This is a genomic window from Roseateles sp. P5_B10 (genome assembly GCF_056400485.1).
The window spans coordinates 1-19376 of record NZ_JBFULE010000041.1 but is presented as its reverse complement, the minus strand read 5'-3'; the positions used below and the strand labels follow the sequence as shown (position 1 = coordinate 19376).

Annotated in this window: 21 protein-coding genes; 14 read left to right on the top strand and 7 right to left on the bottom strand. The window is 67.7% G+C overall.

Annotated features, from left to right (window positions below):
- A partial coding sequence (locus AC1DU6_RS05190) for an AsmA family protein (protein WP_477856234.1) occupies positions 1 to 1274 on the top strand: 1274 nt, incomplete at its 5' end.
- 33 nt (positions 1275 to 1307) lie between these two features.
- Positions 1308 to 1469, top strand: a complete 162-nt coding sequence (locus tag AC1DU6_RS05185) for a DUF1328 domain-containing protein (RefSeq protein ID WP_082533043.1) — start codon at positions 1308 to 1310, stop codon at positions 1467 to 1469.
- A 140-nt stretch (positions 1470 to 1609) separates the two neighbouring features.
- On the opposite strand, the gene AC1DU6_RS05180 is transcribed toward AC1DU6_RS05185, so the two are convergent.
- Positions 1610 to 2080 (bottom strand): hypothetical protein, encoded by a 471-nt coding sequence (locus AC1DU6_RS05180; protein WP_457320209.1) that lies wholly within the window; start codon positions 2078 to 2080, stop codon positions 1610 to 1612.
- A 104-nt stretch (positions 2081 to 2184) separates the two neighbouring features.
- Entirely contained in the window at positions 2185 to 2640 is a 456-nt protein-coding gene (locus tag AC1DU6_RS05175) for a MarR family winged helix-turn-helix transcriptional regulator (protein WP_056204720.1), read from the bottom strand.
- 230 nt (positions 2641 to 2870) lie between these two features.
- On the opposite strand from AC1DU6_RS05175, the gene AC1DU6_RS05170 reads away from it, so the two are divergent.
- The 4 genes from AC1DU6_RS05170 to AC1DU6_RS05155 all read left to right on the top strand — a co-directional run bounded on the left by AC1DU6_RS05170 (position 2871) and on the right by AC1DU6_RS05155 (position 8774).
- A complete protein-coding gene (locus AC1DU6_RS05170) occupies positions 2871 to 4118 on the top strand; it encodes an MFS transporter (RefSeq protein WP_457320207.1) in 1248 nt (415 codons plus the stop codon).
- Between the two features lie 232 nt (positions 4119 to 4350).
- Positions 4351 to 6276 (top strand): TOL_0244 family TonB-dependent receptor, encoded by a 1926-nt coding sequence (locus AC1DU6_RS05165; RefSeq protein WP_457320205.1) that lies wholly within the window; start codon positions 4351 to 4353, stop codon positions 6274 to 6276.
- Positions 6276 to 6827 carry a TOL_0243 family YfiR-like periplasmic protein gene (locus AC1DU6_RS05160; RefSeq protein WP_457320203.1) on the top strand — a complete coding sequence of 184 codons (552 nt, stop codon included), beginning with the start codon at positions 6276 to 6278 and terminating at the stop codon, positions 6825 to 6827. Before AC1DU6_RS05165 ends, AC1DU6_RS05160 begins: the two co-directional genes overlap by 1 nt.
- On the top strand, positions 6828 to 8774 hold the full coding sequence (locus AC1DU6_RS05155; protein ID WP_477856233.1) for a sensor histidine kinase, YfiR-like protein-associated: 1947 nt from the start codon (positions 6828 to 6830) through the stop codon (positions 8772 to 8774).
- Here the strand turns inward: AC1DU6_RS05155 and AC1DU6_RS05150 are convergent.
- Positions 8771 to 8905 (bottom strand): hypothetical protein, encoded by a 135-nt coding sequence (locus tag AC1DU6_RS05150; RefSeq protein WP_457320199.1) that lies wholly within the window; start codon positions 8903 to 8905, stop codon positions 8771 to 8773. The two genes, AC1DU6_RS05155 and AC1DU6_RS05150, sit on opposite strands and share 4 nt — an antisense overlap.
- A gap of 18 nt (positions 8906 to 8923) precedes the next feature.
- Complete coding sequence (locus tag AC1DU6_RS05145; protein ID WP_056204731.1) at positions 8924 to 9925, bottom strand: thioredoxin family protein; 1002 nt, start codon at positions 9923 to 9925, stop codon at positions 8924 to 8926.
- 78 nt (positions 9926 to 10003) lie between these two features.
- Between AC1DU6_RS05145 and AC1DU6_RS05140 the strand changes: the two genes are divergently transcribed.
- Together AC1DU6_RS05140 and AC1DU6_RS05135 are read left to right on the top strand one after the other, a co-directional pair.
- Positions 10004 to 10600 (top strand): TetR/AcrR family transcriptional regulator, encoded by a 597-nt coding sequence (locus AC1DU6_RS05140; RefSeq protein WP_457389470.1) that lies wholly within the window; start codon positions 10004 to 10006, stop codon positions 10598 to 10600.
- Between the two features lie 19 nt (positions 10601 to 10619).
- The gene (locus AC1DU6_RS05135) at positions 10620 to 11039 is read left to right on the top strand and encodes an organic hydroperoxide resistance protein (RefSeq protein WP_477856232.1); all 420 of its coding nucleotides are present in this window, start codon (positions 10620 to 10622) and stop codon (positions 11037 to 11039) included.
- On the opposite strand, the gene AC1DU6_RS05130 is transcribed toward AC1DU6_RS05135, so the two are convergent.
- Positions 11036 to 11938, bottom strand: a complete 903-nt coding sequence (locus AC1DU6_RS05130; protein WP_457320193.1) for a substrate binding domain-containing protein — start codon at positions 11936 to 11938, stop codon at positions 11036 to 11038. The two genes, AC1DU6_RS05135 and AC1DU6_RS05130, sit on opposite strands and share 4 nt — an antisense overlap.
- 99 nt (positions 11939 to 12037) lie before the next feature.
- Here AC1DU6_RS05130 and AC1DU6_RS05125 point away from each other — a divergent pair, with 99 nt between their 5' ends.
- Genes AC1DU6_RS05125 through AC1DU6_RS05115 form a run of 3 tightly spaced genes read left to right on the top strand, consistent with a single transcriptional unit; the run spans position 12038 to position 13369 of the window.
- Positions 12038 to 12775, top strand: coding sequence for an SDR family NAD(P)-dependent oxidoreductase (locus tag AC1DU6_RS05125; RefSeq protein WP_457320191.1), 738 nt, complete (start codon positions 12038 to 12040; stop codon positions 12773 to 12775).
- Between the two features lie 4 nt (positions 12776 to 12779).
- Entirely contained in the window at positions 12780 to 13145 is a 366-nt protein-coding gene (locus AC1DU6_RS05120) for a nuclear transport factor 2 family protein (protein ID WP_457320189.1), read from the top strand.
- Positions 13146 to 13147: 2 nt separating this feature from the next.
- Positions 13148 to 13369 carry a tautomerase family protein gene (locus AC1DU6_RS05115; protein ID WP_056204744.1) on the top strand — a complete coding sequence of 74 codons (222 nt, stop codon included), beginning with the start codon at positions 13148 to 13150 and terminating at the stop codon, positions 13367 to 13369.
- A gap of 85 nt (positions 13370 to 13454) precedes the next feature.
- Here the strand turns inward: AC1DU6_RS05115 and AC1DU6_RS05110 are convergent, their stop codons facing one another.
- On the bottom strand, positions 13455 to 13577 hold the full coding sequence (locus tag AC1DU6_RS05110; protein ID WP_457320187.1) for a hypothetical protein: 123 nt from the start codon (positions 13575 to 13577) through the stop codon (positions 13455 to 13457).
- Positions 13578 to 13590: 13 nt separating this feature from the next.
- A complete protein-coding gene (locus AC1DU6_RS05105; RefSeq protein WP_477856231.1) occupies positions 13591 to 16707 on the bottom strand; it encodes a TonB-dependent receptor in 3117 nt (1038 codons plus the stop codon).
- A 301-nt stretch (positions 16708 to 17008) separates the two neighbouring features.
- Here AC1DU6_RS05105 and AC1DU6_RS05100 point away from each other — a divergent pair, with 301 nt between their 5' ends.
- The 3 genes from AC1DU6_RS05100 to AC1DU6_RS05090 form a co-directional block, all read left to right on the top strand.
- On the top strand, positions 17009 to 17689 hold the full coding sequence (locus AC1DU6_RS05100) for a GntR family transcriptional regulator (protein ID WP_457326546.1): 681 nt from the start codon (positions 17009 to 17011) through the stop codon (positions 17687 to 17689).
- Between the two features lie 87 nt (positions 17690 to 17776).
- Positions 17777 to 17908 carry a hypothetical protein gene (locus AC1DU6_RS05095; protein WP_477856230.1) on the top strand — a complete coding sequence of 44 codons (132 nt, stop codon included), beginning with the start codon at positions 17777 to 17779 and terminating at the stop codon, positions 17906 to 17908.
- On the top strand, positions 17905 to 19376 hold a 1472-nt coding region (locus AC1DU6_RS05090), incomplete at its 3' end, for an IlvD/Edd family dehydratase (protein WP_477856229.1). The genes AC1DU6_RS05095 and AC1DU6_RS05090, both read left to right, overlap by 4 nt.

The window sequence follows — 19376 nt, the reverse complement described above, 5'->3', positions numbered from 1 at the left end:
GCCAGCTGCAGGTGCGCGGCAACTCGCTGGCCGACGTCGGCCGCCCTTTCGGCATCACCCTGCCCAGCACGCCGCCGCTGGAGCTCAGCGGGCGGCTGCAGCATGCCTCGGGCGTCTGGCAGCTGGGCGGTGCCCGTGCCCGCATCGGCAAGAGCCAACTGGCCGGCGATTTCAGCTTCGACACCCGCGAGAAGTCAACACGGCGCCCCATGCTCAGCGGCATGCTGCGTGGCGGCCCGCTGCGCCTGGCCGACTTAGGCCCAGCCGTCGGCGCGGATGCGCCACCCAGCCGCCCGGGTCGCGTGCTGCCCGACCGGCCGCTGGATCTGCCGTCGCTGAGCACGATGGACGCGCGCGTCGCCGTCGCGCTGACCCAGCTCGACCTCGGCAGCGCCAAGCTTGCGCCGCTGGCACCGGTGAATACCAGCGTGGTGCTGGAAGGCGGCGTGCTGACGCTGGAGAACTTCAATGCCGGCGTGGCCGGCGGCGAGCTGGCCGGCCGGCTGCGGCTGGACACGCGCCCCAGCCCGCCGCTGTGGCAGGTGCATGCCGACGTACGCGGCATGGCCATCGAGCAGTGGTTCAAGTTCCAGGCCAAGAGCCTGAGTGAACACCCCGTGACCGGCCGCATGCGCGCCGACATCGACGTGCAGGGCCACGGGGGCAGCACGGCCGCATTGCTGGCCAGCCTGAACGGGCCTATTCGCCTGCAGCTCGACAAGGGCAGCATTTCCCATCTGCTGACCGAAGCCACCGGGCTGGACCTGGCTCAAGGCCTGGGCATCCTGCTGCGCGGCGACAAGAACCTGGCGCTGAATTGCGCCCGCCTGGACGGCAATTTCAAGGCGGGTGTGCTGAGGCCACGCTCGGCCGTGGTGGACAACCGCGACAGCCGCATCGACATCGACGGCCGCATCAGCCTGGCCGACGAGACACTGGACCTGCGGGTGGTCGCCAGGCCCAAGGACTTCTCGTTGCTGACGCTGCGTTCACCGGTGCGCGTGCAGGGCACTTTGGGCGACCCGCGCATCGCCCTGGAGGGCAAGGCCCTGGGCGGCAAGGCCATTGCCGCCATCGCCCTGGGGGCGCTGGCGCCGCCGGCCGCCCTGTTGGCCTTCGTCGATCCCGGGGAGGACCTGCCACCCGTGAGCTGCGATGGACCGGCTGCGGCGCCACGTGCGGATGCGAGCGCCAAGCCGGCTGTAACCGCGTCGGCGGCTTCCTACCCGGCAGCGCGGCGGGGGCCGGCACCCCAGCACCAGCGCCAGCCCTAGATTAGCGATGCCAACAGTCCAAGGAGAAACCTCATGCTGCGTTACGCGATCATCTTCTTTGTTGTCGCCCTCGTGGCGGCCCTATTCGGCTTTGGTGGCATCGCCGCCAGCGCCGCAGGCATTGCCCAGCTGCTGTTTTACGGCTTCATCATCCTGGCCATCATCAGCCTGGTGGTGGGGCTGATGCGCAGATAGCGACTCCGTTCGTCCCCTGCGCGTGGCCCGCGTTCAGCTTCAAGAAGAAGCGCGACGCGGGCCACGCTTTTTGGTGCAGTTCCGACAGGCCTGCCACAAGCTGACAGGCTCGGAGCAAGGATCAATCAACGGTCAGGCGCTCAACGGCCGCGATGGGGCTGTTCCTGGACGGCGTCGAGGAACTCGCGCAGCGTCTCGCTGCAAGGCCCCTGGGGGCAGAGGAAGAGGCCTTCGGCCTCGGCGGGCACATCGGCCGCAAAGCCCAGCGTGCTCAGCGAATTCATCGCGTCGCCGCATAGCGCCACGGTGCGGCCGCAGCGCCAGGCCATCTTCAGCAGGGCTTGCAACTTGGCGCAGCCGGTTGGTGCGGCCCAGGCGTCGGAGTTCAGCACGATGAGGCCGTCGGCCCAATCCGCCTCGACGGGCGGCTCGCCGAACTCGTCGTCCAGGCGCCAGTCCAGGCGATGCACGCTGCTGTTTGCCGCCAGCACCGCCAGGTCGGCTTCGCAAGCCTGCATCACATCGGCCGTACCGACCACGCAGATCAGCACATCCGCCGCCTGCGAAGGTGCTGTTTCCAGCCGGGGCGGGCTGTCCATCATCGTGTCCATGATTGCATCTCCGCAAATCGGGATGCTTCACTCTCGCGCGGCCACCTCTGCACCCGCGTGAGCCTGCGGCGCGACGCCGTGTAGGACGGCGCGCCAGGCCCGCCTCAGTCCCCCAGGCGACGCTCCAGCATCGCATCGACGCTGTCGGCCAGGCGGCTCAGCAGCCCGCCGAGCACCGCCACCTCCTCGGCGCTGAAGCCCTGCAGCGCCTCCGCGCTCAACGCCTGCATGACGCCGCGCGCCTTGGGCATGCGCTCGCGGCAGGCGGTCGTCAGCGAGATGAGGCGGCTGCGGCCGTCCTCGGGGTCGGGCACTCGCTCGACGAGGCCGTCTCTTTCCATGCGCGCCAGCAGCTGGGCCATGCTGGGTTGCTCCACATGGGCCAGCCGCGCCAGTTCTGCCTGGGAGCGCGGCTTGCCGTCCTTCAGCGCCATCAGCACCGGCAGCTGGCCCAGCGCAAAGCCCTGCTCGCGCAGCAATTGGTCGGCCATGCGCTGGAAACCGCGGTGGACATGGCCGATCAGCTTCAGCGGCGGTTGGGGTTCTCGAGGCTCGGGCATGGACGCACAGAAAGGACTGATGAACGGTCCTTGACTTTACATAGGCGCCTATCTTAATATGAATAGGCTCCTATGCAGCGAGCTCAGCGTCTCATCCTGCTCCAGTCTCTGCTGCCATGTCCGGGCACGCCCTCGCGCACACTGCGTGGCAGTCCCAACGCCGCCATCGAGCGGCACGCCAGCGCCCAACATCCCCCCATCAGGCCCCGCGCCTGCCACCGCCGCCGCCCATGCCCGAAGCCACCGCTCCAGCCACTGCCCCGCCGCTCGCCTTCACTCCCTACCAGCGCTTTGCCACCGGCCTGCTGACACTGCTGCAGTTCGCCGTCATCCTGGACTTCATGATCATGTCGCCGCTCGGCGCCATGATCATGCCGGCCATGTCGATGACGGCCCAGCAGTTCGGCCTGGTCGTGTCGGCCTATGCCTTCAGCGCCGGCATCTCCGGCCTGCTGACGGCAGGCTTTGCCGACCGCTTCGACCGCAAGAAACTGCTGCTGTTCTTCTACGGCGGGTTTCTGCTCGGCACGCTGTGGTGCGGCCTGGCCACCAGCTTCGAGTCGCTGCTGATGGCGCGCATCGTCACCGGGCTGTTCGGCGGTGTCATCGGCTCCATCGTCATGGCCATCGCCGCCGACCTCTTCGAGCCGGCACTGCGTGGGCGCGTCATGGGCCTGCTGCAAGGCGGCTTTGCGGCCAGCCAGGTGCTGGGCCTGCCTTTCGGCCTCTACCTCGCCACGCACTGGGACTGGCACGCGCCCTTCATGGCATTGGTGGCCTTCGGAGCAGTCGGCGGCCTGCTGATCGCCTGGCGCATGAAGCCGGTGGATGCCCACTTGAAGCTGCAGAGCGACCGCAGCGCCTTCGCCCACCTCTGGCACACCGTCGCCAAGGCCCGCCATGTGCACGCCTTCGTCATCACGGCGCTGCTGACGACCGGCGGCTTCATGATCATGCCCTTCGCCAGCGCCTTCTCGGTGAACAACGTCGGCATCGACCTGCAGCACCTGCCCATGGTCTACCTGGTCACCGGCATCAGCACGATGTTCGTCGCACCGCTGGTGGGCCGCCTCGTCGATCGCTTCGGCCCATTGCCGGTGTTCTTCACGGGCAGTGCCATCACCATCGTGATGGTGGCGATCTACACGCGGCTGGGTCCGTCATCGCTGACGACGCTGGTCGTCGTCAACGTCATCCTCTTCGCCGGCATCTTCTCGCGCATGGTGCCCTGGCAGGTTGTCGTCACCGGCATCCCCGCGCCGGAGCAGCGCGGCGCCTTCACGGCCATCAATGCCGCGTTGCAGCAGCTGGCTGGCGGCCTGGCGGCGCTGGTGTCCGGCCATATCGTGAGCATTGGCACCGACGGCAAGCTGGAGCACTTTCCGTGGGTCGGCAACGTGCTGATCGGCACGACGCTGATCGTCTGTGTGCTGCTGTGGCAGTTGCAGAAGAACGTGCCCAGGAAAAGTCCACGCTGACGAGCAGGCCGCGCCCCCCCGGCCCGGCGGCCAGGCGGCCAGGCGGATGCTGGCGCCATTGCGCGCTGCCACTCACCCGACGTGCCCGAATCCCGGCGCAGGCACGCAGCGCCCCTGAAACGAGGCGTTTGTCACGGGTTGCCGTCTGGTGCCACATGCGGGCCGATGTCGCGTTGCCGCCATCCGGTCGCTGCGTTATCGTCGAGCGACCGGGTCACCGTTGGGAGGGTGCATGGGGCAGCCACAAAGCCGGGCATGTTGCATTGCAGCAGCCGCGCTATGGGCGGCGCCCGCGGCGGCCCAGGCCCCTCTGGTCGACCTCAGCCTGGAAGAGCTCGGTAACGTCACCATCACCTCCACTGCCAAGCGTGAACAGCGCCTGGGGGATGCGGCGGCCTCACTCTTTGTCATCACCGCCGACGACATCCGCCGCGCCGGCGTGACCCGCCTGCCCGAGGCCCTGCGCCTGGCGCCGAATCTGCACGTCGCCGAAACCTCGAGCGGCGACTATTCGATCAGTGCACGCGGCTTCAATGCCGGCTCGGCCAACAAGTTGCTCGTCCTTATCGACGGGCGCTCGGTCTACACGCCGCTGTTTGCCGGCGTGTTCTGGGACGTGCAGGACGTGGCACTGGAAGACATCGATCGCATCGAGATCAGCAGCGGCCCCGGCAGCACGCTGTGGGGCGTCAACGCCGTCAACGGCGTCATCAACATCATCACGCGCAGTGCCTCGGCCACGCGCGGCAGCCTGGTATCGGCGGCGGCGGGCAGCCACGAGCGCGACACGGTGCTGCGCCATGGCTGGTCGCTGGGCGACGGCGGCGACATGCGCCTGTACCTCAAGCACACCAGCCAAGGCCGCACCGAAACGGCGGCGGGCACGCCCGTGGAGGATGCGGGCCACATGCTCAGGGGCGGCTTTCGCGCCGACTGGGGCCGCGGCAACGATCGCGTCACACTGCAGGGCAATGCCTATCGCGGCAACCACGGCCAGCCGCGGCCGGGCAGCATCGACGTCACAGGCGTGAACTTCGCGCTGGACACCATCCGGCTCTCCGGTGCCAACCTGCTGGCGCGCTGGGATGGGCCGGTCGGCGGCGGCGAACTCAGCGTGCAGGGCTATCTGGACCGTACCGTGCGCGTGAACCCGCCCACCTTCGACGAGACGCTGGAGATCGCCGATTTCGAAGTGCAGTACACGTTGCGGCCCACGCCTGACCACACCGTCGTGCTGGGCGCCAACCATCGCCGCTCGCAGGACCGCGTCGGCCACGGCGCGCCTGAGTTCGCCTTCCTGCCCGAGCGACTGAACCAGGCCTGGACCAGCCTGTTTGTTCAGGACGAGGTCGCGGTTGCCGAGGGCCTGCGCGTGACACTCGGTGCGCGTGTCGAACGCAATGACTACACGGGCAACGAGTTCCTGCCCAATCTGCGCCTGGCATGGAAGCCTTCGCCCGGCCAGCTTTGGTGGGCTTCGGCCGCGCACACGGTGCGCGCGCCCTCGCGGCTGGACCGCGACATCTACATCCCTGCCCAGCCGCCTTTCATCCTCGACGGCGGCGCGGGCTTTCGCGCCGAGACGGCCAATGTGCTGGAGCTCGGCTACCGCGGCCAGCCACTGCCCGCACTGACGCTGTCGGCCACGGCCTTTCATGGCAACTACGACCATCTGCGCACCCAGGAGCTGGCGCCCAGCGGCACGTCGGTCTATTTCGGCAACGGCATGAAAGGCCGCGTCAGCGGCCTGGAGGCCTGGGGCAGCCTGCAGGCTGCGTCCTGGCTGCGCCTGCACGGCGGCGTCACGCTGCTGAGGCCGCACCTGCAGCTCAAGCCGGGCAGCATCGACACCGCCGACTCCGTGGCCGCCGCCGCCGGCGCCATGCCACGCCAGCTGTGGCGGCTGCGTGCGGCCTTCAACCTGCCCAGCGATGCCGAACTGGACCTCATGCTGCGCCATGTCGGCGCCCTGAGCGCGCCAGACGTGCCGGCCTACACGGCCGTGGACCTGCGCCTGGGCCGGCGCATCGGCCCGGATGTCGACCTCGCGCTGGTGGCCCAGAACCTGTTCGGCAGCCACGGCGAGTTCACCGCCATCCAAACCCGCACCGAGTTCGGCCGCAACCTCATGCTCCAGATGCGCATGCGCTTCTTCTGATGAAGGCCGTCCGCCTCGCCCGCCGAACGCTGCTGCTCGCGGCGTTGGCCATCGCGGGCGGCGCGCGTGCGGGCGACGATGACGGCATGGCCGAATACCAGGTCAAGGCCGCCTTCGTCTGCAAGTTCGGCAACTACATCGACTGGCCACCGCAGTCGCTGGGCCCGGTGGGCGAGCCGTTTCGCATCGGCGTGCTGGCCAGCGAGGCGGTCGTCGAGGAGTTCCGCCGCACCGCCACGGCCACCTCCGTGGCCGGGCGGCCCGTCGAGGTGCGCCGGCTCGTGCGCGGCGAAGTGCCAGAGGGCGTCCACGCCCTCTTCGTTTCGCGCGGCATGGTCTCCTACACACCCAACCTGCTCGCGGCCGTACAAGGGAGGCCAGTCCTCACAGTCACCGAGTTTGACCCCGGCGGCGCAATGGGCATGATCAATTTCGTCGTCATCGACGACAAGGTGCGTTTTGACATCCTGTTGCCGCCCGCCACGCAAAGCGGCCTCAAGATCAGCGTGCGCCTGCTCGGCGTCGCGCGTCGGGTTGAAGGCAAGTCATAGATGTTCAGGCTCTCACTCCAACGGAGACTGCTCGGCGTCACGATGTTGACGGCCCTGGTCGCGTTGCTTGTCGCGCTGGGCGCGATGGTGGCCTATGACCTGAAGTCCTATCACGAAGGCTGGGTGGCTGATCTCAAGGCCCAGGCCGAGTTGCTCGGCCATTCGACGGCGCCGGCGCTGGAGTTCGACGACGTCAAGGTGGCCAGCGAGAACCTTGCGCTGCTGCGCCTGCAGCCGCGCGTGCGTGCCGCCGCCATCTACGGCGCCCAGGGCGAGCGCTTCGCCTCATACACGGCCGCGGGCGCCGACGCGCCGCTGCCCGCGCATGCTGAAAAGCAGGGCGTGCACCGTGCCGACCGCGACATCGCCGTCGCCCTGCCCATCGTGCAGGATGGGCGCGCTATCGGCAGCGTCTATCTGCGCGCCGAGTACGCGCTGCATGACCGCGTGCTGACCTATCTCGGCATCGCCGCGGTGGTCGCCCTGGCCGCGCTGGGCATCGCTTTCCTGTTTTCTATGCGGCTGCAGCGCGCCGTGGTGCAGCCCATCCTCGCCATCAGCGATGTGGCCCGCGACGTCATGCAGCGCCAGGACTATTCGCGCCGGGCCGCCAAGATGACCGACGATGAGGTCGGCGTGCTGGCCGATTCCTTCAACGGCATGCTGGGTGAGATCGAGAAGCACGCCCAGGAAGTCATGCGGCTCAACGAGCAGCTGGAAGCCCGCGTGCACGAGCGCACCGCCCAGCTCGAGACCTCCAATGAGGACTTGCGGCTCGCCACCGCCTTGGCCGAGAAGGCCAACCGCGCGAAGTCGGAATTCCTGTCCAGCATGAGCCACGAGCTGCGCACGCCGCTGAACGCCATCATCGGTTTCGGCCAACTGCTGGGCACCAACATCGCTGACGCCAAGCCCGAGCGGCGCCAGGAGTTCGTCGACCACATCGTCGGCGCCGGCAAGCATCTGCTGACGCTCATCAACGAGATCCTCAACCTCGCGCGCATCGAGAGCGGTCATGTGGAGTTTTCCGTCGAGCCGGTACCGCTGGACGATGTGCTGGCGGAATGCCGCAAGATGATCGAGCCGATGGCCAGCCAGCGCGCCATCGCCACCCAGTTCGTCAACAGCAGCGGCTGCGTGGCGCTGGCCGACCGCATGCGGCTCAAGCAGGTGGTGCTCAACCTCGTCAGCAACGCCATCAAGTACAACCGCCCCGGCGGCTCGGTGCGCGTGGACTGCGACCGGTTCGATGCCGGGCATGTGCGCATCTCGGTGAAGGACACCGGCGCCGGGCTCAAGCCCGAGCAGGTCGAAGCGCTGTTCCAGCCCTTCAACCGCCTCGGCCAGGAGGGCGGCCCCGAGCAGGGCACCGGCATCGGCCTGGTCGTCACCCAGCGCCTGGTCGAGCTGATGGGCGGCCAGATCGGCGTGCACAGCGTGCCCGGCGAAGGCAGCGTGTTCTGGGTCGACCTGCGGGCCAGCGAACTCCCCGCTGTGCCGCACGCCGAAACCGACTGGGGCGACCTGACCAGCCTGACGGCGGCGCCGCGTGAGGGCGAGGCGCCAGCCACCGTGCTCTATGTGGAAGACAACCCCGCCAGCCGCCAGCTCGTCGAGGAACTGCTGGCCGCACGCGGCGACATCCGGCTGCTGACGGCGCCCGACGGCCAGCGCGGGGTCGAGATGGCCCGGCAATACGTGCCCGACGTCATCCTGATGGACAACAACATGCCGCGCATGACCGGGCGCGAGGCCCAGTCCATCCTGCACATGGACCCGCGCACAGCCCATATCCCCATCATCGCGCTGACCGCCAACGCCATGCCCGATGCCGCGGTGGCGGGCCTGGCCGCAGGCTTCTTCCGCTACCTGACCAAGCCGCTGGAGCCGCGGCGGCTGCTGGAGGCGCTGGACAGCGCGCTGGCCACCGCGCGGGCGCGACGCTAGACGGCTGCCGCGGGTTTCTGCTGCTGATCGCGAAAGCGCCGCTGAGCCAGCACCAGCATGCGGGCGAAGGAGACGACCGGGCGCGGCAGCGGCTGCGGCCGCGGAAGCGTGGGCAGGGGCAAGGTGTTCATCTGAAGTCCTCAGTGAAGTCAACCGAAGGTGAAGGCATAGGCGCGGGCGCCGGGTGCATCGAAGCGGATCTCGAAAGTGCGTGCGCGCACCGGGCCTCGCTGGCGCACCAGCTGATAGAGGCGCTCGCCACTGGCCAGGCCGCGGCCGTCGGCGCCCACGTCCAGGCCCGCGTCGGTGCCAGGCGGCTGGCCGTCGAGGGTGATGCGGAATGGCAGAGGCTTGCCGTCAGTTGCGGGACCAAGCACGAGGTGCAGGTCGCGCGCTTGAAAGCGCAGCGCCACGCTGCCGCTGTCGCCCGACAGCTCGGCGTACTCGGGGCGCACGGTCCAGTCGCCGGCCAGCGACCACTCATTGAGCCGGGGGGTGCCACCGGCATAGCGCTTGAGGCGGTCGGGCAGGATGCCGCGGGCTGCACCGTGCCCATGGCCGAGATAGGTCTCGGGTGAGCGCACGTTGGCGATGTCGGGCGCCAGGCCGATGCCGGTCGCCGCAACCTGGGCCATGCCCGCCTCCGGCGCCTTGCCAGCCTCGCGCAGCAGCTCGCGGATGACCCGCTCGGCGCGCTCATAGTCGCCCTCGCCGAGCTGCTGGTGGCGCACGCGGCCCTGGGCGTCAACGAAATACAGCGCGGGCCAGGCCTGGTTGCCAAAGGCGCGCCAGATGGTGAAGTCGTTGTCGAGCACGATGGGGTAGTCGAGCTTTCCTTCCATCGCGGCCTGGCGCACGCGCTTCACATCGCGCTCGAAGCCGAACTCCGGCGCATGCACGCCGACGACGACCAGGCCCTGGGGGCCGTATTTCTGCGACCAGGCGCGCAAGTACGGCAGGGTGCGCTGGCAGTTGATGCAGGAATAGGTCCAGAAGTCGACCAGCACGACCTTGCCGCGCAGGCCGGCGAGTGCCAGCGGCGGTGAGTTGATCCATTCGCCGCCACCGTCCAGGCGCGGGTCGGCCGAGGCGTGAGCGGTCATGAACAGGGCGAGCGCGGCGGCGACGGAGAGCCTTCTGGCGAAGTTCATGACGTGGAACTGCGGGTTGCGAAATCGATGGCGTTCATTATTATTGACCGATCGTTCAAAAACAAGTCCAATTCATTCATGGCAAGACCTTCCGAATTCGACAGGGACGAAGTCCTCCACCGCGCGATGGAGGTGTTCTGGTGCCAGGGCTTCGAGGCGACGGGTATGCCCCACCTCGTCGAGGCCATGGGCATCGGCCGTCAAAGCCTCTACAACGCCTTCGAGAGCAAGCGCGGCCTCTTCCTGGAGGCCCTGCGCCTTTACCAGGCCGAGCGCGCCAAATCGCTGCAGAAGGTGCTGGCATCCGCGCCCTCGCCGCTGGCCGGCATCGAAACGCTGCTGACGTCCATTGCGTCCTCGAGTGGCGTGGCACGCACGCGCGGCTGCATGTCGGTCAACACGGCCGCCGAGATCGGCACCAGCGACGAAGAGGTCGCGGCCATCCTGCGCGAGGGCGCCAGGCGCTCCAAGGCCGACGTCGCCGCCGCGCTGGCGCAGGCCAAGGCGCAGGACGAGCTGCCGCCCACGCTGGATGAGACCGCGGCCGCCGACTTCGTGCTGACCGTCATGCGCGGCCTGCGCCTGAGCGCCAAGGCCGGTGCCCCCGTCACCGAGACCCGCAATGTCGTGCGCCTGGCCCTCGTGGCCCTGCGCCATTTCCACGCCGAAACCTGACCCACGAGGAGCCCACACCATGCGCGCCATCGAGAAAGTCGTCTACACCGCCCACACCCACACCGCCGGAGGCCGCGAGGGCTGGGGCAAGTCCAGCGACGGCGAACTGGACGTCAAGCTCAGCCCGCCCGGGTCGAACAAGCCGGGCACCAATCCCGAACAGCTCTTCGGCATCGGCTACTCGGCCTGCTTCATGGGCGCGATGCGGCGCGCCGGCGCGCCGCTGGGCATCCGCGTGCCGGACGAGGTCAGCATCGATGCTGATGTGTCTCTCGGCACCACGGCCGACCAGGGCTTTGCGCTGGCGGTCAAGCTGACCGTCAACCTGCCCGGCCTCGATGCCGAGCAGAAGAAACAGCTCGTCGACGGCGCCCACCAGCTCTGCCCCTACTCCCATGCGACGCGAGGCAACATCGACGTGCGCTTTGAAATTCTCTAGGTCGCCAGCAAGAAGTCGACAAAGCACCTCACCCGCAGCGGCACATGCCGCTGATGCGGGTAGAGCAAGTTGAAGGGTCGCGAGCGGCCGCCGAAGGGCTTCAGCAGCTCGACGAGGCGGCCCTGGCGCAGCTCTTCCTCCACCGTGAAGCGATAGGCCTGGAAGATGCCGGCACCGTGCCGCGCGAGTGTCACGCCAGCCAGCACGTCGTCGGAGCAACTGGTGCCGCCTGCGGTCTGGCGTTCGACGTCATGCGCCCCCTCCCGGAACAGCCAGGGGATGGTGCGGCCACTGCTGGGCAGCTCGAACTGGATGCAGTCATGCTGCGCCAGCTCGTCGAGTGACTGCGGCTCGCCGCGGCGGCGCAGGTAGTCGGGCGCGGCAACGAGCAACAGCTCGGCGTCCTCCAGGTGCCGGGCGATCAACGTCGAGTCGGCTGGCGCGCGCACGCGCACGGCGAGGTCATAGCCCTCGGCCGCGAAGTCGATGTTGCGGTTGCTGACGTGCACATCCACGCGGATCTCCGGGTAGCGCTCGCGGAAGGCCGGCAGGCGCGGCAGCAGGCGGTGGTGGCCATAGGTCGTCGGCACGCTGATGCGCAGCAGGCCGCTCGGCGCCGCCTGCCGGCCGCTGACCTCGCGCTCGGCCTCCATCAGCTGGTTCAGCACCTGGCGGCATTGCTCGTAATAGGCCTGGCCCGCGTCGGTGAGGCGGATCTGCCGCGTCGTGCGCACGAACAGGCGCACGCCCAACCTCTCTTCGAGGCGCGCCACCGTGCGGCTGACGGCCGCCGGCGTCACGCCCGCCGCCGTAGCCGCCGCCGTGAAGCCACCCAGCTCCGCCGCCGCGCAGAAGAGCTCCAGGCTGCCCAGCATCAGGTCGTCGAATTGCCGATTCATGCCATCACATCATGTAAATACTGAAGTGGCCAGGATCTTATTTATTGATCACGACGTCGCCAATAGATTTGAGTCCATCGCAACCCAATGGAGTCATCCATGAACCACTCTCCTCGCACCGTCATCGTCACCGGCGCCTCCAGCGGCATCGGTCTGGCCATCGCTGCCGCCTTCCTGAAGCAGGGCGACAACGTCGTCGCCAACGGCCGCAATGCCGAGCGCCTGCGGCAGGCCGCCGTCGAACTCGGCAAGCCCGACAACCTGCTCACCGTCGCCGGCGACGTGGCCGACCCGGCCACCGGCACCCGCCTCGTACAGGCGGCCATCGAACGCTTCGGCCGCGTCGACGTGCTCGTCAACAACGCCGGCATCTTCAACGCCAAGCCCTTTGTCGACTACACGCCGGCCGAGCTGGATGCCCTCGTCGACACCAACCTCAAGGGCTTTGTCTACCCGTCGCAGGCCGCGGCCCGCCACATGGTGGAGCGCAAGGCCGGCCACATCATCAACATCACGGCCGCCATCGCGTCGCAACCCATCCAGGGCGTGCCAGCGGTGTTGCCGGTGCTGATCAAGGGCGGCATCAACCACGCCACCCGAGCCCTGGCGCTGGAGCTGGCACCGCACAACGTGCAGGTGGCCGCCGTTGCACCCGGCATCGTCGACACGCCGATGTACACGGCCGACATGCATGGTTTTTTGAACACGCTGCAGCCGGCCGGCCGCATCGCGACCGTGCAGGAGATTGCCGATGCGGTGCTCTATCTCGCCGGCGCGGCCTTCACGACCGGCGTCGTGCTGCCCGTGGATGGCGGCATGAGCTCCGGCAAGTGGTGATGCCATGACCGACCGCGAAGAACTGCTGGCGCTGCTGCAGCGCTATTTCGACGGCCTCTACCGTGGCGATGTGGATCTGCTCGCACAGGTCTTCCACCCGCAGGCGCGGCTCTACGGCGAGGTCAGCGGCCAGGTGCTGCTGCGCGACGTCGAGCCCTATCTGCAGGTGGTGGCCAAGCGGGCCAGCCCGCAAAGCCAGGGCGAGACCCAGCGCATGCAATTGCAGGCCCTGCGCATCGACGGCTCGGTCGCGCTGGCGACGGCGCGCTGCCAGATGCTGGGCTTCGACTACCTGGACCAGCTCAGCCTGCTCAAGGATGGCGGCCGCTGGTCCATCGTTGCCAAGCTCTACACCCATCAGGAGACCTGACCGTGCCCTACATCCGCATCGAGATCACCCGCGAAGGCGTGACGCTGGATCAGAAGAAGCAATTGATTGCCGAGGCGACCGACCTGATGGTCCGCGTGCTGAACAAGGACCCGGCGGCCACCTTCGTCGTCATCGACGAGGTCGACACCGACAACTGGGGCGTTGCCGGCCGCACCGTCACCGAGCTCCGGCACGAGCGGGCGGCGGTGCCAATAAAAAGATGAGGGCGCTCGCCATCGGCCGGCGAGGACCCTCATCGAAACACCAGCGGGCCACACCCGGACCGCTGGCGGAGACACAGGCGATGAATCAGAAGCTGGCGCGCAGACCCACCTGGCAAGTGCGACCCGGCTCGTAGATCGCGTACGGCGCGTTGGCCAACTGGAAGCTGGTGCGCTGCGAGGCGCGGGTCAGGTGGACGACGCCGAACATGGCCTGCCTCTGGTCAGAACTTCATCTGAGCGGTCAGCTGATAGGTACGGCCCGGATCCCAGTAGCCACGCACGGCGAGCTCTTCCTGGATGTAGGACTTCTGCGTGGCCTTGTTCAGGTTGGCAACGTCAAAGTTGAGCGACACGCCCTGCTTCCACCCCACCCAGTCGCCGATTTCGAGACGGGTCGAGAGGTCCGCCTGGTAGTAGGCCTTGTTGTACTTGAACATGGTGCCTGCCGGGATGGAATCCGTGTTCTTCGACTCAAACGGGGTGCGGGCCTGGTAGCTGTTGCTCAGGCGGATGGAGCCGCGGCTGTTTTCGAAGTACACGGTCAGGTTGGCCGTATAGGGCGCCGCGCCAATCGGCACCTGGCCGCTGGTGCCTGCATCCTGCTTGGTGCGGGTGTAGTTGGCGTAGAAGCCGAAGCCGTTGATCGGCAGGAAGCGGTCCAGCGACTGCGCCCAGCTCAACTCCCAGCCCTTGAGCTTCATGATGTCTTCCGTGTTGAGCGGCTGCGACAGCGGAATGTTGAACTTGTCGGGGCCGCCGGCCGCAGTCACCGCCAGGTCGATCGCGCTGCCCGCTGCGTACTGCAGCGAGTCGGCACCGAACTCTTGGCGGATCTGCGACAGCGTCATCTGGCGCACGACAGTGCGCGGGAAGTTCTTGATCTTCTTTTCGAAATAGGCCGCCGCGACATAGCTGCCCTTCTTGTCCGTGTACCACTCCCATCCAAAGTCCAGGTTCTTGGACTCGAAGGGCTTCAGCCCCGGGTTGGTGGCGGTGGCGTTGGACAGGGCCACATCATTGGACGTCGCCCTCAGCGGCTGCAGCGCCTTGGGGTCAGCACGGGTGATGGCCTTCGAAGCCGCCGCGCGGACGATCATGTCGTCAGCCAAGTTGTACGCCAGCGTGCCGCTGGGCAGGGTGTTGCTGTAGGAAGTCTGGCCCGTCGTCTCCGTGACCAGGTTCGGGTACAGGCCGCCGTTGGCCAGGCCTGCATTGCGCGGATCGGCCACGTTGCCCGTGTATGCGCCGACGCTCTGCGAGGTGCGCGTGCGGCGCAGGCCCGCGTCATAGCGCAGCAGGCGGTCGAAGACGCGCGCCTGGCCGGACACCTCGATGTAGTTGCCGAAGACGTTTTCACCGAAGTCCTGCGGAGACGCACCGCTGAGGGCGTTGCTGCCCGCGAGCTGGACCATGCCGGCGGTGATGCTGTCGTAGCTGGTGGCCCTAGCGAAGCGGCTCCAGTCAATCGTGACGAAGCCGTTGGGGCCGGGCACCAGGTACTGGGAAATGTCCGGCACGGCCGAGCCCTGATAGGCCAGCGCGGGCCCGCCAGCCGTCGCGCCCTGGCCGTAGCCAGGGTATTGCGTCGCCGGGTTGGCCGTGATCGGAATGATCGCGCAGCCATTCGGGTTGGTGTTGTTGGGCGCGTACATGCGCACGTTCAGGTTGCCGCCGCAGACGACGTTCTGCAGACGGCCATCGTCGTTGAACGGCGTGATCAGGCGGTGGTAGGTGTCATAGGCCATGCCACCCTTGAGGGTCAGGCTCTCGTCACCCCAGGCCAGATTCCAGCGTGCACCCCTCGTCTTGATCTCACGGTCCTCACGATTGACGCTGATCTGGGCGCCCGTCGCGTTGCCGTGGTGATCCCAGGTGTAGCCGGCCGGGCTGTTCGGGTCGAAGCCGTTGGGCGTGTAGACCGGGAAATTGGCGTTGGCGCCGATCTTCACCGTGAACGGCTTGGCCGCGTCGGTCGGGACCAGGAGCGTGGGCGCGGTGCGGCTGAATTTGCTGCTGGCCTGATTGGCCTGCGCGTCCAGCGTCCACTTGTCGGAGATGCGCCATTCGAAGCCCGGGTTCACGGACGTGAAGCTGCTCCTCTCGTCCATGCGGCGGTATTCAAGGAAACCGGTACCGTTGAGGAGGGTGCCCCCCGTCACGAAGCAGTAGACCGCGCAGTCGCTGCGGTCATAGCTCATTGCCGAAGGGATGACGGCGCTGTTGCGGACGTTGATGTCGAAGTCGACACGCTCCTGCTTGCTGGTCTTGCTGCCAGTCAGCAAATCAAGGTAGGCGTCGAAATCTGCAGTCGGGCGGAACTCGAAGCTCAGCAGGCCATTGGCACGGTTGCGCTCACCAGAGAAGTTCACCGGGCGCGGCAGGCGCGGCATGTAGCCGTTGTCCAGTTGCTGGATCGTGGCATTGGGGTTCAGCTGTTTCAGCAGCGCCATATCGACGGACTGGCCGGCTGCCAATGTCGTCGAACCATAGGTACCGGCGGCCGCAGCGGGCACAGTCGTCGGGATGCCCCAGGCACCGTTGGTGGTTGAGGTACCCGTGCCGGTCTGCAAAGGGTTGGTCAGACGGGGCGTGACCCAGTCGGTACCGTCCTCGAAGCCACGCGTGGTGATCTTGTTGCGGGCGAAGGACACGCCGGCCAGCACGCCGAAGGTGTCGCCGAACGTCGTGCTGTAGAGCGCCGTGCCGCGCGTGCTGGGCTTGGGCGCGGGGTCGTTCTTGGCCAGTTGCAGCTTGACGGTGCCGCGCGTGCCGGCCTTGTCGAACGGGCGGGCGTTGCGCATGTTCACGACGCCGGCGATAGCGCCTTCCAGCATCCCGGCCGTGGGGCTCTTGGACACCGTGATGCGCGAGAACAGGTCGCCCGGCATGAAGTCCAGGTCGACTTCGCGGTTGGCGCTACCGGCACTGCTGAAGCTCGTGGAGGCCGATGCGACGGGGTTACCGTTCATCAGGATGCGCGTGAAGTTGGAACCCAGGCCGCGGACCTGGATGTTCAAACCCTCACCCGTCACGTCGCGGTTCACCTGGACGCCGGGGATGCGCGAGATCGACTCGGCGAGGTTGTTGTCCGGGAACTTGCCGATGTCTTCGGCGTGGATCGAGTCCGACAGGCCGATGTTGTCGCGCTTCGAAAGCGCCGAGGCAGCCAACGAGCTGCGGATGCCGGTCACGACGACCGTCTCCAGTTGTTGGCTCGGTGCCGTCGGCGCGGTCTGCGCATAGGCCTGCGTGATCAGGCTGGCCAGCAGCGTGGTGCCCAGGGCCAGCTGTCGATCCAGGCGGGCGCGGCGGCGCGGCGGCGAATTGGTCTTGCTCATCTTGTCTTTGTCTCCTGATGGGTTCTAGGACGCCTCCACCATTAAATGGTAGCGCACACATTTTCAATTTACGTCCACAGGAAACCTCAGTCAACGAGGGTGTGTACTAATGTATTAGTGAGCCACGCAGCGGAAAGGCGGCTAAGAATTGCAAGGTGACCGAAAACTGGATAGCGCTCTCAAGCTTGTCGGCCGACGGGCCAGGGGGGACTCAGGCCCCATGCGCAGGACGCGTCAAGCCCGCGATGACAATGGCGCCCAGCATTCGCGCGCCAGCGGCAGATTTGGCTTGCCACCCGAGATGAACACCACGCTAGATCCCACCCGCCATGCGGCGCCCCAGGTTGTTGAAGCGCTTCGCGCCGCCATCATTTCGCTGGAGCTGGCGCCCGGCAGCGCACTCGACCGCGCCGAGCTGGCCCAGGGCTTCGGCGTCAGCCAGACGCCCGTGCGCGACGCGCTCATGCGGCTCAGCGAAGAAGGCCTGGTGCTCATACGTGCCCAGTACACGACCCAGGTCAGCCGCATCGACGTGCCGGCGGCCCGCGAGGCGCATTTCCTGCGCCGCTCCATCGAAATCGAGATCGCACGCCTGCTGGCGCTCTCGCACGACCAGGCAGTGATCGACGACCTGCATGCCCAACTGGCGCGCCAGGAGGGCCTCGCTGCCAGCAAGGACTACCCGGCCTTCATTGCAGCCGACAAGGAGTTCCACCGGCTGATGTACGTCGCCGCCGGCCTGCCGCGGCTGTGGTCGGTGGTGACGCGCATGTCGGGCCACATCGACCGGCTGCGCCTGCTGCACGCGCCGACCGAGGGCAAGGCCGAGTCCATCCTGGCCGGCCACCTGGCCATCCTGCAAGCCATCGAATCGGGTGACGCGCAAGGCGCGCAACAGGCCGTGCGCGAGCACCTGTCGGGCACGCTGGCCTCGGTGGAAGAGATCCAGCAACGCTACCCCGAGTACCTCATCCTCTCTTGAAGCGCCGCCCGCTTCGCCCCCCGCTTGGCAGGCGCAATCGGTAGCGCTCACAATTCGGGCCGCCTCCCCTACCGCACCGCGAGCCGCATGACCTCGACCGACCCCAGCTTTCTGCCTGCCGACGCCGAAGGCGCCCTGGTGGACATCTCCGCCCACGCCACCACGATGACCTATGGCGTCGGCGTGCTGATGAAGCACCTGTGGAGCCGCGCGCGATGACGCGCCGGCTGCGCTCCCAGGACTGGTTCGACAACCCCGATCACATCGACATGACGGCGCTCTATCTGGAGCGCTTCATGAACTACGGCCTCACGCCGCAGGAACTGCGCTCGGGCCGGCCCGTCATCGGCATTGCCCAGAGCGGCAGCGACCTGAGCCCCTGCAACCGCATCCATCTGGAGCTGGCGAAGCGCGTGCGCGATGGCATTCGCGACGCGGGCGGCATCGCGATGGAGTTCCCGCTGCATCCCATCTTCGAGAACTGCCGCCGCCCCACCGCGGCGCTGGACCGCAACCTGGCCTACCTCGGCCTCGTCGAGATCCTGCACGGCTACCCGCTGGACGCCGTCGTGCTGACGACGGGCTGCGACAAGACGACACCGGCGCAGGTCATGGCAGCAAGCACCGTCGACATCCCGGCCATCGTGCTGTCCGGCGGCCCGATGCTGGACGGCTGGTTCGAGGGGCAGCTCGTCGGCTCCGGCGCCGCCATCTGGGCCGGCCGGCGGCGGCTCGCGGCGGGCGAGATCGACGAAGAGACCTTCATCGAGATTGCTGCGGCCTCCGCGCCCTCGGCCGGCCACTGCAACACCATGGGCACGGCCTCGACGATGAATGCGCTGGCCGAGTGCCTGGGGCTGTCGCTGACCGGCTGCTCGGCCATCCCGGCGCCCTACCGCGAGCGCGGCCAGATGGCCTATGAGACGGGCCGGCGCATCGTCGACATGGCGCGCGAGGACCTGCGGCCGTCGAAGATCCTCAGCCGCGACGCCTTTCTCGACGCCATCGTCGTCAACGCGGCCATCGGCGGCTCGACCAACGCCCAGCCGCACCTGATGGCCATGGCCCGCCATGCCGGCATCGAGCTGACAGCTGCCGATTGGACCGAGGTGGGCCAGCACGTGCCGCTGCTGCTGAACATGCAGCCGGCCGGCCAGTTCCTCGGCGAGCGCTTCCACCGCGCCGGCGGCGTGCCGGCCGTCATGTGGGAGCTGCAGCGGGCCGGCCTGCTGCGCACCATCCGGCCGACGGTGACCGGCCACACGATGGCCGCCAATCTCGACGGCCGCGAGACGCAGGACCGTGAAGTCATCTACCCGGTCAGCGCACCGCTGAAGCCCGATGCCGGCTTCGTCGTGTTGAGCGGCAACCTGTTCGACTTCGCCATCCTGAAGGCCAGCGTCATCTCGGCAACGTTCCGCGAGCGCTACCTGAAGGACGGCGCTTTTGAGTGCCGGGCCATCGTCTTCGACAGCCCCGACGACTATCACACGCGCATCAACGACCCTGCGCTTGGCATCGATGAGGGCTGCATCCTCGTCATGCGCGGCGCCGGGCCGATGGGGTGGCCGGGCTCCGCCGAGGTCGTCAACATGCAGCCACCGGACGCGCTGATCCGGCGCGGCGTGATGAGCTTGCCCACGCTGGGCGACGGCCGCCAGTCGGGCACGTCGGACAGCCCCTCCAT

Coding starts and splice junctions, on each gene's coding strand:
- AC1DU6_RS05095 (WP_477856230.1), top strand. CDS start 17,777: ATGACCTCGACCGACCCCAGCTTTCTGCCTGCCGACGCCGAAGGCGCC.
- AC1DU6_RS05130 (WP_457320193.1), bottom strand. CDS start 11,938: ATGAATCGGCAATTCGACGACCTGATGCTGGGCAGCCTGGAGCTCTTC.
- AC1DU6_RS05145 (WP_056204731.1), bottom strand. CDS start 9,925: ATGAACTTCGCCAGAAGGCTCTCCGTCGCCGCCGCGCTCGCCCTGTTC.
- AC1DU6_RS05150 (WP_457320199.1), bottom strand. CDS start 8,905: ATGAACACCTTGCCCCTGCCCACGCTTCCGCGGCCGCAGCCGCTGCCG.
- AC1DU6_RS05100 (WP_457326546.1), top strand. CDS start 17,009: ATGAACACCACGCTAGATCCCACCCGCCATGCGGCGCCCCAGGTTGTT.
- AC1DU6_RS05155 (WP_477856233.1), top strand. CDS start 6,828: ATGTTCAGGCTCTCACTCCAACGGAGACTGCTCGGCGTCACGATGTTG.
- AC1DU6_RS05105 (WP_477856231.1), bottom strand. CDS start 16,707: ATGAGCAAGACCAATTCGCCGCCGCGCCGCCGCGCCCGCCTGGATCGA.
- AC1DU6_RS05170 (WP_457320207.1), top strand. CDS start 2,871: ATGCCCGAAGCCACCGCTCCAGCCACTGCCCCGCCGCTCGCCTTCACT.
- AC1DU6_RS05160 (WP_457320203.1), top strand. CDS start 6,276: ATGAAGGCCGTCCGCCTCGCCCGCCGAACGCTGCTGCTCGCGGCGTTG.
- AC1DU6_RS05165 (WP_457320205.1), top strand. CDS start 4,351: ATGGGGCAGCCACAAAGCCGGGCATGTTGCATTGCAGCAGCCGCGCTA.
- AC1DU6_RS05120 (WP_457320189.1), top strand. CDS start 12,780: ATGACCGACCGCGAAGAACTGCTGGCGCTGCTGCAGCGCTATTTCGAC.
- AC1DU6_RS05125 (WP_457320191.1), top strand. CDS start 12,038: ATGAACCACTCTCCTCGCACCGTCATCGTCACCGGCGCCTCCAGCGGC.
- AC1DU6_RS05175 (WP_056204720.1), bottom strand. CDS start 2,640: ATGCCCGAGCCTCGAGAACCCCAACCGCCGCTGAAGCTGATCGGCCAT.
- AC1DU6_RS05110 (WP_457320187.1), bottom strand. CDS start 13,577: ATGTTCGGCGTCGTCCACCTGACCCGCGCCTCGCAGCGCACCAGCTTC.
- AC1DU6_RS05140 (WP_457389470.1), top strand. CDS start 10,004: ATGGCAAGACCTTCCGAATTCGACAGGGACGAAGTCCTCCACCGCGCG.
- AC1DU6_RS05185 (WP_082533043.1), top strand. CDS start 1,308: ATGCTGCGTTACGCGATCATCTTCTTTGTTGTCGCCCTCGTGGCGGCC.
- AC1DU6_RS05135 (WP_477856232.1), top strand. CDS start 10,620: ATGCGCGCCATCGAGAAAGTCGTCTACACCGCCCACACCCACACCGCC.
- AC1DU6_RS05180 (WP_457320209.1), bottom strand. CDS start 2,080: ATGGACACGATGATGGACAGCCCGCCCCGGCTGGAAACAGCACCTTCG.